At 43.9% G+C, this 15,949-nt stretch carries 21 protein-coding genes; 3 read left to right on the top strand and 18 right to left on the bottom strand.

Annotated features, from left to right (window positions below; all coding sequences use genetic code 11):
- Positions 1-163: 163 nt before the first annotated feature.
- From ABT56_RS20205 to ABT56_RS20160, 11 genes are all read right to left on the bottom strand, one after another.
- A complete protein-coding gene (locus ABT56_RS20205; RefSeq protein ID WP_047880734.1) occupies positions 164-373 on the bottom strand; it encodes a hypothetical protein in 210 nt (69 codons plus the stop codon).
- A 62-nt stretch (positions 374-435) separates the two neighbouring features.
- A complete protein-coding gene (locus tag ABT56_RS20200; RefSeq protein WP_047880733.1) occupies positions 436-1,032 on the bottom strand; it encodes a ParA family protein in 597 nt (198 codons plus the stop codon).
- Between the two features lie 534 nt (positions 1,033-1,566).
- Positions 1,567-2,298, bottom strand: coding sequence for a hypothetical protein (locus tag ABT56_RS20195; RefSeq protein WP_047880732.1), 732 nt, complete (start codon positions 2,296-2,298; stop codon positions 1,567-1,569).
- A gap of 272 nt (positions 2,299-2,570) precedes the next feature.
- Positions 2,571-2,822 (bottom strand): hypothetical protein, encoded by a 252-nt coding sequence (locus ABT56_RS20190; RefSeq protein WP_157037935.1) that lies wholly within the window; start codon positions 2,820-2,822, stop codon positions 2,571-2,573.
- Positions 2,823-2,833: 11 nt separating this feature from the next.
- Positions 2,834-5,362, bottom strand: a complete 2,529-nt coding sequence (locus tag ABT56_RS20185; protein ID WP_047880730.1) for a phage tail tape measure protein — start codon at positions 5,360-5,362, stop codon at positions 2,834-2,836.
- An 8-nt stretch (positions 5,363-5,370) separates the two neighbouring features.
- Positions 5,371-5,553, bottom strand: a complete 183-nt coding sequence (locus ABT56_RS24105) for a hypothetical protein (protein ID WP_157037934.1) — start codon at positions 5,551-5,553, stop codon at positions 5,371-5,373.
- Positions 5,550-5,765: a hypothetical protein gene (locus ABT56_RS20180; protein ID WP_047880729.1), complete on the bottom strand. Its 216-nt coding sequence runs from the start codon at positions 5,763-5,765 to the stop codon at positions 5,550-5,552. The genes ABT56_RS24105 and ABT56_RS20180 overlap by 4 nt, the downstream gene beginning before the upstream one ends.
- A gap of 332 nt (positions 5,766-6,097) precedes the next feature.
- On the bottom strand, positions 6,098-7,363 hold the full coding sequence (locus ABT56_RS20175) for a tyrosine-type recombinase/integrase (protein WP_047880728.1): 1,266 nt from the start codon (positions 7,361-7,363) through the stop codon (positions 6,098-6,100).
- A 57-nt stretch (positions 7,364-7,420) separates the two neighbouring features.
- Positions 7,421-8,398 (bottom strand): contractile injection system protein, VgrG/Pvc8 family, encoded by a 978-nt coding sequence (locus ABT56_RS20170; protein WP_047880727.1) that lies wholly within the window; start codon positions 8,396-8,398, stop codon positions 7,421-7,423.
- A gap of 203 nt (positions 8,399-8,601) precedes the next feature.
- Positions 8,602-9,261: a hypothetical protein gene (locus ABT56_RS20165; RefSeq protein WP_047880726.1), complete on the bottom strand. Its 660-nt coding sequence runs from the start codon at positions 9,259-9,261 to the stop codon at positions 8,602-8,604.
- Between the two features lie 10 nt (positions 9,262-9,271).
- A complete protein-coding gene (locus ABT56_RS20160) occupies positions 9,272-9,472 on the bottom strand; it encodes a hypothetical protein (RefSeq protein ID WP_047880725.1) in 201 nt (66 codons plus the stop codon).
- Positions 9,473-9,587: 115 nt separating this feature from the next.
- Between ABT56_RS20160 and ABT56_RS20155 the strand changes: the two genes are divergently transcribed.
- Positions 9,588-10,046 carry a hypothetical protein gene (locus tag ABT56_RS20155; protein ID WP_047880724.1) on the top strand — a complete coding sequence of 153 codons (459 nt, stop codon included), beginning with the start codon at positions 9,588-9,590 and terminating at the stop codon, positions 10,044-10,046.
- Positions 10,047-10,138: 92 nt separating this feature from the next.
- Here ABT56_RS20155 and ABT56_RS20150 read toward each other — a convergent pair whose 3' ends face one another.
- The 4 genes from ABT56_RS20150 to ABT56_RS20135 form a co-directional block, all read right to left on the bottom strand.
- The gene (locus ABT56_RS20150) at positions 10,139-10,387 is read right to left on the bottom strand and encodes a hypothetical protein (RefSeq protein WP_240478368.1); all 249 of its coding nucleotides are present in this window, start codon (positions 10,385-10,387) and stop codon (positions 10,139-10,141) included.
- A 57-nt stretch (positions 10,388-10,444) separates the two neighbouring features.
- Positions 10,445-10,729, bottom strand: coding sequence for a hypothetical protein (locus tag ABT56_RS24100; protein ID WP_157037933.1), 285 nt, complete (start codon positions 10,727-10,729; stop codon positions 10,445-10,447).
- Between the two features lie 442 nt (positions 10,730-11,171).
- Positions 11,172-11,447, bottom strand: coding sequence for a helix-turn-helix domain-containing protein (locus ABT56_RS20140; RefSeq protein WP_047880721.1), 276 nt, complete (start codon positions 11,445-11,447; stop codon positions 11,172-11,174).
- A complete protein-coding gene (locus ABT56_RS20135; RefSeq protein WP_031418082.1) occupies positions 11,444-11,764 on the bottom strand; it encodes a type II toxin-antitoxin system RelE/ParE family toxin in 321 nt (106 codons plus the stop codon). Before ABT56_RS20135 ends, ABT56_RS20140 begins: the two co-directional genes overlap by 4 nt.
- A 933-nt stretch (positions 11,765-12,697) precedes the next feature.
- On the opposite strand from ABT56_RS20135, the gene ABT56_RS20125 reads away from it, so the two are divergent.
- A complete protein-coding gene (locus ABT56_RS20125) occupies positions 12,698-13,582 on the top strand; it encodes a site-specific integrase (RefSeq protein ID WP_047880719.1) in 885 nt (294 codons plus the stop codon).
- The gene (locus ABT56_RS20120; protein WP_047880718.1) at positions 13,579-14,232 is read left to right on the top strand and encodes a hypothetical protein; all 654 of its coding nucleotides are present in this window, start codon (positions 13,579-13,581) and stop codon (positions 14,230-14,232) included. The genes ABT56_RS20125 and ABT56_RS20120 overlap by 4 nt, the downstream gene beginning before the upstream one ends.
- On the opposite strand, the gene ABT56_RS20115 is transcribed toward ABT56_RS20120, so the two are convergent.
- The 3 genes from ABT56_RS20115 to ABT56_RS20105 all read right to left on the bottom strand — a co-directional run bounded on the left by ABT56_RS20115 (position 14,227) and on the right by ABT56_RS20105 (position 15,580).
- Entirely contained in the window at positions 14,227-14,766 is a 540-nt protein-coding gene (locus ABT56_RS20115) for a hypothetical protein (protein ID WP_047880717.1), read from the bottom strand. The genes ABT56_RS20120 and ABT56_RS20115 overlap by 6 nt on opposite strands.
- 12 nt (positions 14,767-14,778) lie before the next feature.
- Positions 14,779-15,252 carry a ProQ/FINO family protein gene (locus tag ABT56_RS20110; protein ID WP_047880716.1) on the bottom strand — a complete coding sequence of 158 codons (474 nt, stop codon included), beginning with the start codon at positions 15,250-15,252 and terminating at the stop codon, positions 14,779-14,781.
- A 133-nt stretch (positions 15,253-15,385) separates the two neighbouring features.
- Positions 15,386-15,580 (bottom strand): hypothetical protein, encoded by a 195-nt coding sequence (locus tag ABT56_RS20105; protein WP_047880715.1) that lies wholly within the window; start codon positions 15,578-15,580, stop codon positions 15,386-15,388.
- Positions 15,581-15,949 lie beyond the last annotated feature (369 nt).

Genomic DNA, 15,949 nt, shown 5'->3' with positions numbered 1-15,949 from the left:
CGGGCCCGAAGTCGTTTTTCTGTTTATCAAACCCTTTCCAATCGCTTAAATCATCCTTTTCACTTCTCTCTACTTCAAGACCAAATGCCAGCATCTCAAGATAAGCAAAAGTTTCATCTGATAATTCTATCTGTAACTTTCTACTCATAATTATTCGCCCCTATTAACTATCGCGCTCTAACTGTTGAGCTAACGCATACACCATGTAGCTATTTAAACTTCCATGAACTTTCCCTTGCACTTTAAGACGGTCGAATTCATCCCTTAACTTTGTTGGAATACCTCGAATAGTTTTATTGAAAACCTCAGCTTTCACCTCATCAGACATAACAGGCTTATCATCAGACCTATGACTAATTCCACGCTTTGCCATAACTAGCACCTCTTTAGCTTTTAAAACGTAATATACACCCAAAAGATATCTTTTCAATATCTTTATAGTTTCTTTTTGATTTCTTTTGCGAGTTTTGAGAAGTGTGCAGCAATCGTCCCAGACTTAACCGCTGAACCATTAAATGCGGCTTTTGGTAATGCGGCTGACTGAGGGATAACATTAGGCAACCGAACCATATGTTTAAGCCCTCCTATCAGTTCGTCAAAATCATCAAAAGAACGACGACTATGATGAACTCGATTCAACAATACATGTGCTACAAGGTTTTCATTTACTTCATCACTAACGGCGGCCATTGTTTCGTCAAAATCTAATAACCTTAACTGGTCGGATGGATCCTCACCTGTCGGTGTTAAAATGAAATCAGATTGGCCTAATGCAATTCGATTTAGTGTTGAATCAAATCCGCCAGTATCGACAAAGATTAGCTTTTCTTCATTTTGCAACCAACTTAAAAGCTGACCTGTGTCTCTAGTTCGATGTATATCTAACTGACCTCCTAATCTATTCAAATCACTTAACCCCTTGTGTATATCCAAATCGATTATGAAATCTGGCTCTAAATGATGAATTAGATTCAATGAAACTGTTGTTTTCCCTGTACCACCTTTTGAATTGGCAACACAAATAACAGGCATAAGCCCTCCTTTAAGAAAATAAGGCCAATACAGTAAAGATATCATTATAGTGTCAAATCGATGTTTTTTTGATTTCTTTTAGCGTGACGTGTCACGCAGTTGTTACTGCTTAAACTTCCCTGCTTCATACTAATAAGCCGTCGCGAAGCGACAAGCCCCGCAGGGTTGCATACTTTCAGAGTGAGCTGATCTAGACGGTCGAATGACAAAAGGAAGAATCAGCGATCACCAGTCAGACCCCTAGCTTTAGCTAGGAAATGGTCTGTCATCATTATTGGGCGTAAGCCCTTTAGTTAGATATCTTTTTATCTGACGTTTAACGGGTAGCACTTAAAGTATCCTTTCATTGCACTTAAATTGTGGATAACTAAAACAAGAACAAGATCGAGACGACCTGAAGCTAAAACGCCAAGAAAGACGAGGGGGATGAACGAAAAACTGAGGGGAGATGTCTGTAATACTGACTAGTTTTACAGATTGAGCAACGCAAAACGCCCCAGTTAAGGGGCTAGATTCAATTCTAAAGCGGTTTAATCAGTAGGGTATGCCATCATCCCAAACGAAAGCTTCTTCAACGCTATCATTACATGAGCGCTTCTTGTTTATCTTCTTCGTTTGGTTCTTTAATGCTTGGCGCGCAGCTTGGAAGAATGCGTAACCCGATAGTCCGTTAGGGTTTAACTGTTGTTTAGGCGCGTTCGCCGCGTCTCTTGCTTTTTGCTCTTTCTGAGCGAGGCGTTTTGAGGCTTTTTTCCGCTCTTTAACGCATGTTTTTTCCATGCCAAAGACAGCGAACAACGCAAGGTTTACTGTTTTCACCGCAACTTTGGCGATCTTACGTTTATTACCGTTCTGGTCGGTGATTTCTTCGTAAATTTCATGCAAGCCAACCAAGCCGACGCGCTGAATCTCAGCCATTGCACGCAATACACGAAATTGAGATAGCCCCGTGTGTTCTTGGATCTTCTTGTATGACAGATTGAACCACTTGCCTGACATGAAAAAGCCAACCTTAAAGGTCACTAGGTCAATATACTTCGTGATGCACTTGAGTACCAAAGCGATAGATTCAGCAGATTCACTACGGCGTGTTCTCTTTGAATTGCGAGAAGCCGATAACATAGGAATAACAGAACGATTGCGATTAAAGCGTTCGATACGCTCAGCAAGGGTTCTTAGTACCGCGGGTTGGTTCTTAAACTCATAAACAAGTTTAGTTGTTGGGTTTTGGCGGTCATGGCCGCAGCGATTGCCTGTTTTTTTCATATTCAATTCCATCTTAGTAACGTTAAAAACTTGATAAGTTCGCTCGTTACCCATAGAATTGACTTTGAGAGTTCAGTTCTTTCACGGTTGGCGCCGTGTGGGTAACGAATTAGAGATAGGCAGCCTTGGCGGGCTGCCTTTCTCGTTTCTGGGCCTATAATAGCCCCTGTATACCTCTTTAATCAATCAAACAACGCCATGTTGTGAGATTTTGTGGCTTTTCCTTTCTTTAATTCTTTATTTCTTTACTAATTTTCAATTTAATCAGGACGTTAAGTCCTATAAACACCCTCAGACTTAGCAAACTCCACCATAACCAAGCCGCCCAAGGTATCCCCAAAATCATCAAAAACACGGTTTAAAGCGCGCCCGAATTGTTCTGAGCGTTTTACTGGGTGTTCTTTTGAAAGATCCGCGAAAATAGATGCGGCTTGCTTTTTTTCTGCCTCTGTTGCGTTCTTGGCATCCGTTTGGCATTGTTCCCAAAATTTATTAAGCCTCTTCTCTCGTGCTTTACGCCCCATAATATCCCCCACTAATCAAACATCATCGTTCTAGAACGACGCTCTTGCGCACGCTTATGCTGAGCTAAACGTCTATCAATTTGCTCTGCTAGTTCACGTTCATCCATACCTGGTGCAGCGTGAATAACAAATTCCACAGTGCTGTTATCGGTGTAATAACGATCGCCGCCCGTTTTAGCAGGTACAGATCCAACACTGAGAGCTGAGGCCGGCATTATCCCACCATTGGCCACCATCGCACCGGACTGGCTAGGGCTAAACGCAGGCACTGCGGCCGTATTGGTAACCGCAGGCAAAGCCGCCGCAGCTCCCGTCATGGTTTGGGTTACGTTTAAACGTTTTTCGGTATGGTCATCATCACCAAACAAGCTATCCCACCATCCTGAAACGGTTGAAAGCATTCCTGCAATGACTTCCATGCCCGACGAAAACACGCCTGTCACTCGTGCCCACAGGCCGCCAAAAAATTCGGTTAATGGCTCCCACGCTTGCATGAGCGCCCCTAATGGCGAGTAAGTAATGATCGACTTGATAAGCTCCCAGCCAATGGAGAACGTTGTTTTTAAGTTATCCCAGAGTCCGGAAAAGAAATTCCCCAAAGGCTCCCAATATTTCACTACCAACGCAGCCACACCCACTAACGCGGCCACGCCAGCAATGATCAATCCGATAGGGTTAGCTGTCATCGCCGCATTTAAAGCCCATTGCGCACCCGTCATAATCGCAGTTCCTGCAGCTAACGCTTTTTGTGTACCAGATAAGGCAAGTAATGCCACACCAGAAGCAAGAGCGGTCACTCTTGATAGCATCATCGAGGCGGTAAGCTTCATTTGTTCAAACGTCAAAAGTGACGTAACAAGCTTAATTGTCGTAAGGATCGCACCTAATCCCGACAATGCCGTTATAACCAGTGAAGTAATGCCACCAACGGCCGCGAGGGTGGCAATTAACGCCCCAACCGAGACCACCGCCGTAACGACTTTTGGATTATTTTCAATAAAGCCTTTCACCGCCGATGTTACCGCTATGATTTGAGGCTCAAGATCATTAAACGTCTTCATCATTGAGCCGCTCAACGCTTTACCCAATAATTGAATGCTACTTAACCCGTTATTATTGAGTGTGTCGGCTAACTTGTCGGCGGTGCCGGTTAAATTACCCATGCCGCCGCCCGCACTCGCCATTGCGTTGAGAAATTCGGGGATTTTATCAATTGATAGATCCTCTAGAGGCGTGCCAAACAAAGCTATCGCCGCGTTTGCGCGTTCCGCCGGATCACTAATCGCCAATAAGCCTTTTGCTGTTTGAGTCAGGGCATCACGTGCCGACGGACCTCCTTGCACAATCGCGTTGGCCATATCTGCCGCTGATAGCCCGATTTGTTCGTAAGCCTCTACTGACGACTTCGACATATTGGAGCCACGGAGCGTAAACTCTTTTATCGCGTCCCCTGTTTTATCTAGCGCAATTTTTCCCGATTTAGAGGCATCAACTAACAGCCTCATCGCCTCATCACCAGAAAACCCCATATTCTTAAAGTGAGTGCCGTATTCATTCAGAATATCGGGCAGTTCCCCACGCATAGAAGCGGACATTTGCTGCAAACCTGCGCTAATAAGATCAAACGCTTGTGTCGTATTTTGAACCAAGCCATTTTTGACAAGCTGCGAAGCCATTTGAACAGAATCCGTCGCTGCAATGCCGTAAGCCTGACTAATCGCGGCGGCATTTTGTGTCAACGCAATGATGGATTCAGAAGAGGCTTTATTGAGTCCGCCAAGTGTCGATGTTACCGCTGATATAGCCTCCTGCGTCTCTGCCATTGAGTACGTATTCGAGCTATAAATCTTGGTGATCATATCTCGATACTTCTCAGCCTCAGCGCGGCCTTGTCCATGCGTAGCGGCAAGCTGTGATGCGGCTTGCTGTGCCTGTAATGCAGGATCCGACATTCCAGCAAGACTTAAACCGCCCGCTGCGCCCGTAATTGCGCCGCTGGCATTGGTGGCACTGTTACGAATAGCTTGAAGTTTGTTCTGACGTTGAGCAACTTGATCAAGGTGCGCCTGTTGCTGTGCCAGCTCCTTATTATACAAACTCGTATCACTTCGAATTTTTCTCACCGCCTCACTTAATCGACGAGTCGAGATCCCAGAGTCATTTAACTTACTGCGCAACTGTTGTAATTGGGTGATCTCTTGTGCGTGCTGCTCCTTTAATTTCTTCGCGGCCAATTGTGCCTGGCTAAATTCCTTAATCATCTTTTGGGTAGGGCTGGCACTATTTTTCATCCCTGCCGCTAGTTGGCTCACTTTCTCGTTTGCCGCCTGTAAAGCGGTTGAAGTCTGACTTACTGACGATTTTAATTTTTTAAAATGGTCAATATCGGATTGCTGTTGGCCTAACTGCTTTAATCGGTCTTGTGTCGCCTTGATCTGATCGCCCACTTTAGCCGTTTGGGTTGTCACTTTTTGGATCGGTCCAGTTAAGTTATCAACCATGCCTAGCATCATCGTTAATTTGTGTTTTTGTTCACTCATTGCTCCACCTATCGCCCAAATTCAACCCGGTAAACCGCTTCACAGGCTTTTGCAGTTGAGTAATAACGAACTCCGTTACGCTCATATTCATGAAAAACCTTTCCAACAAATAAGCGCGACCGAATCGTTCCACGATCAAAATTCAACATTTTGGATAATTCAATAACGGTGGATAAATGTTGTTTACTCATAAATGCAGCGCCTCTCTTAACTCATATTCGATAATTGCTTCTGCGGCCTCTCGAACAATATAAACATTCACGCCTCGGTGTTTTGCGAAAGGCTGAATACACTTTGCAGAGAGTCGCTTTCTTACCGTGTCACGATTCAAATCGAACATCTCCCCAAGTTCGGTGACGTTGCGTAAATGGTTTTGAGCGGTTTGATACCTTTTTTTTGCCATACTGTTACTCCTGTTTGATTAAAACGGCACTAACAACGATTCCCATCCCCTAAATCGACACCTTTTATCCCTTGTCCTGCCTAGATTTCGGCACCACCATGCGGACACTGGTGTCGGTGCATAGGAAACTGGAAAATTTGTCGTATACCGCGGGCCTCGCACCCGTGGTTAACTTTCAAAACTCCAGGGTCCCCCGACTTCTGGGGCGAACACCGTGCAACCATTTGTTTTATAAGGATCTAGCTCCCTATTTCATCGAAACAGCACACCTAGGAAGCTGGCGGTGTTCGGTGATTGTTATTGTCTTCTGTAATAAATTACGTCATGTGGGCTTAGCCCTTGCTACGTGTGGGTTCGCGGGCTTTCGACTCTAGGAATGATCTCAGTGTTGTCGTAGTCACCAATAGACTAAGCAGGGGCGCATGATTCTGGCGTAGCCAATCGTGATATTTCTCCAGGGCTTGCTGCTTTTGTTGCTCGGCAAATGTGTGGATATAGGTTTGATCTAATCGGTTCATGGCGTGGTTCAGTAAGAACTCACACACCATGTAATCGATACCTAAATCCATCCAGGTCGAACGGGCTAACTTACGGATAGAGTGGCTGGTCCACTCCCCCAGACTGATCTCACCAATCAATTGGTTTGCTCGGTTACTGGTGATGGCGTTACGGTGTCGCAAGTTCGGGAACAGGAACACGCCCTCATAGCCGTTTTGTTTTTGCCAGGCTCGATACTGCTTAAAGATGTGAATGGCTTGCTCAGTGAGTGGTAGCGTCAGTGCTTGTTTGGTTTTGGTAACACCCTCAGGGATAAACCAACGGCGAGAATCAAAGCACAGCTGTGACCATTTCGCTAAGCGGGTTTCACCGATACGAGTCCCATGCAGCAACATGATGAGTAGCATCGCTCGTGCCGGCACAGAGGCATTGACCGCCGCAGCGTGAACTTCATCTAACTGATCACCACTTAACTCTGATGGTTTGGGTTTTATCTTGGCTTCAATGAAGTCGCTGAACTCAAAGCCCCCCAAAGGGCTTAACTCGATGTGCTTCAGTTTTTGCGCTCGGCGAAAGGCTTGCTTCAATACGCCCCATAATGACCGCACAGTCGAAAGTTCGTATTGCTGTTGCAGTGGCCAGAACATCAATTCATCCAATTTGGCGTGGTCGATGTCTTTCACATCTATATGACCAAGCAACGGGATAAGGTGACGAGTCACCGCCCACTTAATGGTCGTTCGACGGGACGAGGTGATCGTGGTATCGCTTTGACTACGTAATAGATACCACTGCAACGCCTCACCCACGGTTTGAAAACCTGGTTCTAACATGCCTAAGTTGGTTTCACAGGCGATCTTAGCTTGCAACTGGCTTAGACTGGCAATTACATCTTTCGCTTTCAGGTGTGGCCAATCACCCACTTTATGCCATTCTGAGCCGCTATTACGGCAGCGTACGACATACCAGGAAGCTTTAGCGCGTTTTGCTCGAAAACGTAGACGCAACGGGTAACGAGGATCACGCAACTCACTAACCTCATGGTTAGTTTGATGCTTTTTGATTTCACTCTCTGAAAACTTAATAACCTGAGTACCCATTACGTTTTACTCTTTTTTTAAATTAATAAGGCAAGCTCTAAATTCGGAAAGAGAACGTCAAATAGCGCCTTTAATCACACAAGAAGCCGAAGTCGTAGCTACACGACCAGACTCAATAACATGCTCCACACTTTCAACTAACCATTCACCATTCGCACTTTGTTTATGATTCTCTAGAACAAGATATCCTTCCGGTGCAATCTCCGGTGATAATGGTCGAGTAATAGACAGCGAACCATTACCACGGCGTAACTCGGCGAGCTTGGCTTTAGCGGCTGTTTTTGCGGCCAGTTGATCAATATGATTCTTCTTGATCACGAACTGAGGCTCACCGCTCCCTACCGTTTCTGCCACCCTTACCTGGTTCTGTTCATCAAACCAACACGCAACAACTGATTGATACTCTTCTCTATCTTTAATCGTGACACTACCTGTAGAGTTCTCTGGATCGTTAATTGTCACTCTGGGCAACTCTTTACCACTGACTGACTTTCCTTCCCCTTTTTGCAAGATAATCAGACGATTCGCTGCAATTTTAAAAACCCCGTTATTCACCTTAGTGAGTCGAGTTAACAAACTCATATCCGATTCACCTAGTTGATCGATATGAGTAAACGTAATATTGGCCATAGAGTCCGCTATCGCTGGCTGATAACCATGTCTATCCGCTATCTGGCTAGCCAACTCACCCAGAGTTATATCGTCATAACTGCTATCCCTAGGTGCTTTTAATGAGTTCTTCATCTTGGCTGCTTGTGCCTTAATCGTCAGGAGATCCGCATCAAGCGACTCCTCAATTTCGTCTACGGTGTACGTACCGCGATACGAAAGCGCATTCTCATGGCCAATGTAAATATCAAGCTCAGCACCAGTAGGTGGTATCTCAACCGCACTATCACGATTGTCGATCTCGAACTCAGCCGTATCATTCTCAAAACCAACCGAATCATGTAATGACAAGCGAATAAGACGATCACTAATTTTTGCGGTGATATCTTGGCGATTAGCCAGAATTTTATAAGCAGCGTTCTTCATTATTGGGGCACCCTAGACGAACTTTACCGAATGAATTTTCACTCAGTAACAACAAAAAAATGTTGGTTAAATAAAAAATATGGTGACCACGAGACCAGGAAAATCTCTGCCACCCGTCGGGGTTTTTCAAGCGCACTCACCGACTAACCGCCCCTACCATTTAGAACCACCGACTGCGCACGTAGGAAGCGCTTCCCTTTACGTTAAGGGGTGACAGTATTTTCAGCATCAATATCTTCAGAAGATGAAATCATCATTTCTTCACACCATAGAGGAATCGATTGAATACCCATTCCTTTCATACTTTCAGGGTGACTATAATTTTCAGGGAAACGTTTCATCGCACAGTACAAAGTCGAGTCACTTTCTAACGTATTCTCTAAGGCGAGCTGCCAAACCGACCCGAGATTCATGGCATATTTGGCTTCTGACGGACGAATACCTCGCACCATATCAAACAAACATTTACGCTCTTCTGGATCCAAATCCGCAGTTTTAATCCCTAGCGACTTAATCGAGAAAAGAGCATCTTTTTCACGCATAAGCGTGAATAATTCTTCAAGTTTCTTTTCTATCTTTTGATTAAACGCTCGATATTCATCTTCATCTTTTTGGTAGTTTTCAATAATATTTCGAAAAAGAGATTCTCGACGATGTTGTTTAGCAATAGCTTCCGCTTCAGCAATCGCTTGTAGCTCTTTTTGCTCCTCAGATTCCAATAAAGCCAACTTATCCTTTAAAAGAGCACGAGATTTCGCGGCTTTATCTATGTCGGATTCTTTCAATGATGCCGGCTTACAATTGTTTAGCGCTTCCTTTGTAGCATCGATCATGCTTTGAATTGTTTTAAGGTTATCAGTCACACAATGCTCCTTAGCTATTACTTTCTTTAGGCTTAGTTTCTTTCGACGATAAAATCTCTAACTCAGACAGAGCACGGCGACGGTCATCGAGCTCCAGTAGAACTTTTATGCTCAAAGGATCCCCTGAATCAGCTTGAGCTCTTAATTTTCGAATATAAAAACGGCGCTCTTCTTTTGAGGGAAAGAGACCGCGGCCTTGTCTTGAGTTCATATCGCACCTCTTTAAAACGTGGTATGAATACTAGGATGCAAGAAAAGAAAACCGTTAAATAGAACGATACGGAAATATTTATTTAAAAAACTCAACTCACCCAAAGAGGGCACCAATGAATAAGCGAGCCAAGAAAGTTCAGAAACGCAATGCGAAGAGAAAGGCAGAAAAAAAACAGACAAATCAGACTATCGAATCAGAACGCTTAGCAATGAAGAAAATGAAACACTACCAAGCCATGCTAACTAAAAGCGCCATTCTCGATATTTTGATTAATGATCTTGATGAATCACCAGAAGATTGCCATCTATACTTTGAAACAATGGAAAACGAGTTAGACATTAACTTTGACGAGGTCACCACCAAGCCAGCTGCATTACAAATCGAAATGCTTGAGGACGATGGTATAAAATACAAAACCAACCCCTGGTATGACGTATTTATCGAGAAGATGACTGAAAAATATGGTGAAAAAACAGCAAGGGAGAAAGCGTGGGGGATCGCTACAGGTGTCATGACCTGTATGATGTCAGCGGGTGAGATAGTGAAAGGGAATCCAATTTCACCGCTATAGTTTATGATGTGCAATTGACAAATAAGGTCTATTAAAATGAATAGACCTTAACACTTTATTCTCCATAAACATGGATAGTAAAGTGAATTTAATTACTCAACAAAGCCATGATAAAAACCGACATCAACCACAGCTTCAACAAATTTTTTAGCCATCTTTCGATCCATGATTACCAACTTGCCATCAACCTTTATATAGATGCTATCTTCTTCATAATATGAAGAACGTCCTAACTCAATATCCATTTCATTAACATCACCTTGGTCTTTTACTATCTCTTCAAAATAAACCGTTGTCGCCATCTTACCGCCACTTCCTATATCGTTTTTTAACGTTCCCATCTAAAAAAGGCCACCAATAAGCGACCTTTCGATTCGTTGAGCGAATGCTACGTTAGATCAACCACAAGTCTCACTTACATTAGCAGAGACAAAAGTAGGGTTACCATAAAGCTCAATAACCTCTCCTTGTTGATTGTTATGAGCTGAACACAAAGGGATAATATACCAGTGTTGATCTAACACCCCCTCCTTTTGGACGTGAGCACCAACTGTCGCGTTACTCATACAACTTTTCTCAACACACAACCCAGCAGTTTCACCACTGAAATTTTCCCAATGTTTTAGCCAACTCGCACAACCGCATGTATGGTTAGATGTGCCATTAATATTTCTTGCTTTCATGTTACCTCACAATAAACCATATGAAATATATGGGTACTGTTAACATATAGGCTATGCGCTGTGTATTCAACCAGCACTGTGAAAATAAACATAACCCTAAATTGGTAGATGATTGTCACTTTTAAATAGGTTGGCTTATTTTTCTGTTCGCACATTCGTTGTTTATAACGCTCAACAACGAATGTGTGCATAATCTTTTTTTTGGTGCGTAAAATGCCCATTATGGTAAATAGCCATTTTTGCTATCAAAAATAACGCTTTTGCTCTCAATCCTTTCGTTAAGGCGTGTTTTCATCACTCTTTGATGCACTATCACGGTCTTTATCCGCTGAAATTTTTCGACACTTTTCGTGCAACAAATCGCCCAAATGAATGACTATACAATAGGCATAAAAAAGCCCCTAAAAGGGGCGTTTTTCATAGTTTTCTATCTCGGCATCGCTTAAGCGTGTTTAAACCCTAGATCGAGTTTGAAGCCACAAGCATGTGCATAGCTTACTAGGGTTTTAAGGCTCGGGTTTGCTCGGCCAGATTCCAATCGCGAAATATTCGGCGCTCGCGTTCCCATCTTCTTGGCCACTTCGTCCTGAGTCAGTCCCGACTTTTCTCGCATGGTGATCAGCGTGCTAATCAGCTCAAACTCATCGCCCAGCTCGTCATACGCTGATTTCACCTCTGGGTTCTCAAAGGCTTTCTGTTTCAGTGCTGATAAACTCATCGTTTCACCTCTTTCATTCTCTCTCGAGCCAGTTCGATCTCTTTCTTTGGAGTCTTATTCGACTTCTTCACAAAAGCTCTAAGCACGTAAACATGCTGACCTTTTAGATAACAAAACAAGCCTCGACCGATCCCCTCTTGTGCTTTGGCTCTGATCTCAAACAGGCCATCACCCATCGATTCCGTATGTGGCGGCCCCAGATTGGCACCGTGCATTTCAATCAGCTCCAGGAGCTTAATCATTCGTGCTTGGATTTTTGGCGGCATTGATAGGATTTCATCTTCAACGCCGCTATGAAAATCCACTTTCCAAGCCATTCGTCTTTACCGTTTTTATTATCATATATGATAGGTCATGTTACCACCACTTGCACGAAGTTCAAAACCATACGTCACACATCGCACTCACCCCCTCGCAAATTCACTCAACGAGAGACGGCTCACTCTCCCGCGCTAAGAAGCGCGATAAGAGTCGAGAGAGCCATCTCTCATTTCGCAAATTTCGGGAGCACAGCCCCCGCTATGTACGACTCTTAAAATCGTCGCTACATAGCGGGGGCCGTGGCTTTAGACAATTTCGCGCACATTTTAATAAACACATTGCTGACAAATACCTCGGTTGTTAATATTTCAAGTGAAAGTGAGCGATTAACGACCGCCTTGAAGTCGTTAGAGTTTTCCCCAAAGGGCATGCCGGTTTCTCATAAAAACCGAGACTCAAGATACAAACTTGAGTATCTGGAACCTGCCAGTAAAAGCAGAGATCCATACTTGGATAACTGACACTCCACAGCAAAAAGAGTCGAATTTATCACGTCACGATAGCGCTTTTTCAATGCGGAACTGAAACGGCTAGCCCAACGAAATAAGGCTCTAGAGTTAACCTATCTAGTTAAATATAGCGGTTCGAAATACAGGTGAGAGCGGTCAGACCTAAGCAGCGTTAATGCTTAAACTGTGGCGAATAGGCATTCAGTTGTCGCTGAACTCTAAAAGAGTCAGTAGTTCTTACAGCACAATGGAGGTGGTTTGTGTTTGATGCACACCAAGAAGCGGAAGCGCTCAAACAGCAAACTCGCGTTATACGAAAACGATCATATACCCGCAGAAAGTCCAGGCTAGATCAATACAAGGGGGAGCTTCTCGCCCTACGCCGTGAGGACTGTAGTATTGCGGAGCTACAACGATGGCTAAGAAAAAAGCGCATCAAAGTCGTTCATTCTACTGTCGCTCGATGGCTGGAACAACAAAATGGGTAAATTTGCAAGTCCAGCCAAACAAGCTGCCAGTGTTATGAAAAGCGTTCAAGGAAAGACTCTCTCATCAGTTGGTACAGTCCGAAACTATGAACAGGCCCTTACCCGGGTGGCTGAGTATGCTAAAGAGCAACGCATCGATGGCGGTCTGAGAGGTTTGACACCTGAACAAGCACTCCTTTATTTGGAAAAACGTGGTGAGCAAGTCGGACAAAAAGCTCTCGATATGGAACGTCAAGCGATACAGTGCATGATGCAGCATGTCACATGTCTCCTCGAAAAATCCACCTCCCTACCGGTGATCAAATCAGAACAAACTCAAGCACTAAACTCTCGGGCTTACACTCCTGAACAAGCGAATCTAGTATCACAACACCAAAGTGAAAAACACCGTCTTGCTACCCAGCTAGCGCACGTTTGTGGGCTCAGGGCTCATGAATTGCTGACATTGCGTCCCAGAGAAGAACGCTTGCCTGATGAGCGTCCGGCCTTAGAGAGTAAATGGCGTGGTCGTGACGGAAACCTTTACACAGTAGAGGGAAAAGGTGGATTAGTGCGTGATGTTCTCATACCTCATGGTTTAAGTCAGAAGTTAGAGACTCTACGTTACGCAACGCCCCAACACACCACTGATAGAGGTATTCACTATATCAGTCATTACGCCATTGGTGGCGGGCAAGCATGGAGCAATTCTTTTTCAGCTGCTGCAAACCGGTGTTTAGGATGGTCTGAGGGTGCGCATGGTTTACGGCACAGCTACGCCCAGGAACGAATGCACGAACTACAAAGTTCAGGACTTCCCCGTGAGCAAGCGCTAGAAACGGTTAGCCAAGAAATGGGGCATTTTCGCCCAGAAATTACAGAGGTATATCTGCGATGAGATGGTTCTTATTTATCGCCTTGATCATAGGTTTGTTGTATTTAGGCGATCACACACATCAATATGTAAGTAGCTTATCTCTGATTGAAATTGGCAATACAACCGACAAAATACAAGATGGCTGGCAGTTCTGGAATGGCCAAACAGAATCCGCAAAGTTCGCCCCTCTCTACAGCAAAGTAGATGGTTGGCATATCTTTGTTCAACTCTGGCCAGTAGCGACTACTCTGATCTTACTTTGTGTATTGCTCATACCTATGAGCGTTTACCTCTTTGGTCACCTATCTAGCCAAGAGCTCAAAACCGCCAAACAAAAAGCGGTCCAAGCCCAAAAGCAAGCTAAAGAAAGAATTTCGACCGCAGAGAAAAGAGCACTAAAGCACGCTCGTTCAGAGGTTCAGGAACAAATGACACGCACTCAACATGCAGAACAACAAGCTCAATACAGAGAAAACCGAGCCAAAGAATTAGAGAGCAGCCTGCAGCAAACAATTAATGACATTCGATGGCAAGCTCAACAGGCAATTAGTGTAGCCAACCAAGAAACCGTAGAGTTACGAAAGCAGTTAGCCATTGCAGAAAAAAGAAAGAAGAATGCCGCAGCTACAGCTGAACGCAGAAGAAAAAAGTTAAATAAACAAAATTCATAGATTTTTCGCTGATGGCCTCCCTCTGAGTAAAGAGGGGTATCCAAGATGATCTCTCCGTTCTTTAAACAGCTTTTTAATTGTGGAATAAGGACGATCTACCTCAGGGTGAGCATCCAAAAAGAGATCAACGCCAGTATCAAGGGTAACTGGATGCTTAATATTATGTATCAGCTCATCCATAAGGGGCACCAACTCCTGTTTTACTCTTTGATGCCTTTCATTTTGAGCCGTTCTATTCTGATCAGTTGTTATTCGAGCAGCTAGAGGGCCAGTAACCGACATAACCTCAAATAATGCAGCAATGACTCTCAGTGTTTCAGCATCTTTATCCATTCCCCTGTCTTTAAGAAACTGAGCAATGCAGGGCAAGCGAGAAACATGGTGCTTTGCTAAATCGCTCAGATCATGAAAACCATTCCTTTCAGTAACATTAATCATGAAAAGAGCAACAAGCCTATCATGAAGCTTTTTCGATTCGATAAGGTTCTCGAATGTTTGCAGTTCTTCTTTCTGTAAACTCGTTAGCTGTTTCATGAGCATAATTTCCTATTGGTGGCCTTTAGAACTCTTAGCTTTATTCTTCATCACTTTAATCCTTTTAATGGCATCCTCTCGATCCTTTAAGTCCACTAAATCTCCCTCGACCCCATCAAGAGAGAAACGCTTCGAATCAGGTTTAGCCAGTGCTTTTTGGTAAGCCTTGCGCTTAACCCAAGAGGATAAGAATCTGTTAACCGGCTTTATTGCCCCAAAACCTAAAACCTCAATGCCACCGGCCTCTCGATGTGCAATTGCTATATCTCGATGCACCCCTAATGCTAAAGGCTTTACATTTTCCTCATTAAACATTTCCGGCCAGGTTTCTAAGATCCAATTTTTACAGTCATCGTTGCGTTGCTGCTTGATCCCAGCTTCCATTTTATCCAGCTCTTCACGAGATAATTTTTTCTCTTTTGGCTCCGGATTTGTCACCTTAGGCAAGGATAATGTACGTCTCTTTTTAATGATAATCTTGGTCATGACAAATACTTCTTAATTCCGTTCTTAATGAGAATACCAATACTTAAAGTCCATATGCGAAGAAACTAGCTTACTTCGCATATGGTTATGTACTTTGAATCAAATAGTAATTTGAAAAAAGTACCGTTGTACATCAACGAGCTGTAATCGACTTAAGCGCACGATTAGCCATTCGCTCAATTTCACTAGCTTGCTCTTGCTGCATCTCAAGTAGTTCGAGAATGTCATCTTGGCCTAGCTCATGAAGCTTTCCTTCCTGACTAATTACCGACATAGTACGAATACGAGCCGCCAGTTTTTGAATACGTAGGATATCTTCGGCTTTCATTATTGCTTTCCTCTCTGACGTACAACAGCTAGCTCATTAAGTAAGGCCTTAAACGCGGAGCCTTTTAATGGACCCAAATGAATAGGTTTTTTTTCAGTGTGAGCTTTGATAAGCTCTTGCACTAAGTAACTCATGATTGATTACCTCTTTTGTGATTACTAACGCCGCCCTAGGTCGCCAAACTCGAGGGCGGTGTTTTATTTAGAAATTACTCATCAACTTCATTCTTAATACAATCGGCTAACATTCCGCGGTTGTATGTCCCCTGCCAACCTGTAAGACTATCAACAACAGAACGCTCCCAACTTCCAGAACGACGAACCCCAGTAGCAACCGAACCCGCAATCTCTTGCAATAATTCTCTAACTG

The sequence above is a fragment of the Photobacterium aquae genome (genome assembly GCF_001029445.1).
Taxonomy (GTDB): Bacteria; Pseudomonadota; Gammaproteobacteria; order Enterobacterales; family Vibrionaceae; genus Photobacterium; species Photobacterium aquae.
Note: the sequence above shows the minus strand (reverse complement) of the source record. Positions and strands in the feature narration are given on the sequence as shown.

Coding starts and splice junctions, on each gene's coding strand:
- ABT56_RS20205 (WP_047880734.1), bottom strand. CDS start 373: ATGGCAAAGCGTGGAATTAGTCATAGGTCTGATGATAAGCCTGTTATG.
- ABT56_RS20200 (WP_047880733.1), bottom strand. CDS start 1,032: ATGCCTGTTATTTGTGTTGCCAATTCAAAAGGTGGTACAGGGAAAACA.
- ABT56_RS20195 (WP_047880732.1), bottom strand. CDS start 2,298: ATGAAAAAAACAGGCAATCGCTGCGGCCATGACCGCCAAAACCCAACA.
- ABT56_RS20190 (WP_157037935.1), bottom strand. CDS start 2,822: ATGGGGCGTAAAGCACGAGAGAAGAGGCTTAATAAATTTTGGGAACAA.
- ABT56_RS20185 (WP_047880730.1), bottom strand. CDS start 5,362: ATGAGTGAACAAAAACACAAATTAACGATGATGCTAGGCATGGTTGAT.
- ABT56_RS24105 (WP_157037934.1), bottom strand. CDS start 5,553: ATGAGTAAACAACATTTATCCACCGTTATTGAATTATCCAAAATGTTG.
- ABT56_RS20180 (WP_047880729.1), bottom strand. CDS start 5,765: ATGGCAAAAAAAAGGTATCAAACCGCTCAAAACCATTTACGCAACGTC.
- ABT56_RS20175 (WP_047880728.1), bottom strand. CDS start 7,363: ATGGGTACTCAGGTTATTAAGTTTTCAGAGAGTGAAATCAAAAAGCAT.
- ABT56_RS20170 (WP_047880727.1), bottom strand. CDS start 8,398: ATGAAGAACGCTGCTTATAAAATTCTGGCTAATCGCCAAGATATCACC.
- ABT56_RS20160 (WP_047880725.1), bottom strand. CDS start 9,472: ATGAACTCAAGACAAGGCCGCGGTCTCTTTCCCTCAAAAGAAGAGCGC.
- ABT56_RS20155 (WP_047880724.1), top strand. CDS start 9,588: ATGAATAAGCGAGCCAAGAAAGTTCAGAAACGCAATGCGAAGAGAAAG.
- ABT56_RS20150 (WP_240478368.1), bottom strand. CDS start 10,387: ATGGGAACGTTAAAAAACGATATAGGAAGTGGCGGTAAGATGGCGACA.
- ABT56_RS24100 (WP_157037933.1), bottom strand. CDS start 10,729: ATGAAAGCAAGAAATATTAATGGCACATCTAACCATACATGCGGTTGT.
- ABT56_RS20140 (WP_047880721.1), bottom strand. CDS start 11,447: ATGAGTTTATCAGCACTGAAACAGAAAGCCTTTGAGAACCCAGAGGTG.
- ABT56_RS20135 (WP_031418082.1), bottom strand. CDS start 11,764: ATGGCTTGGAAAGTGGATTTTCATAGCGGCGTTGAAGATGAAATCCTA.
- ABT56_RS20125 (WP_047880719.1), top strand. CDS start 12,698: ATGGGTAAATTTGCAAGTCCAGCCAAACAAGCTGCCAGTGTTATGAAA.
- ABT56_RS20120 (WP_047880718.1), top strand. CDS start 13,579: ATGAGATGGTTCTTATTTATCGCCTTGATCATAGGTTTGTTGTATTTA.
- ABT56_RS20115 (WP_047880717.1), bottom strand. CDS start 14,766: ATGAAACAGCTAACGAGTTTACAGAAAGAAGAACTGCAAACATTCGAG.
- ABT56_RS20110 (WP_047880716.1), bottom strand. CDS start 15,252: ATGACCAAGATTATCATTAAAAAGAGACGTACATTATCCTTGCCTAAG.
- ABT56_RS20105 (WP_047880715.1), bottom strand. CDS start 15,580: ATGAAAGCCGAAGATATCCTACGTATTCAAAAACTGGCGGCTCGTATT.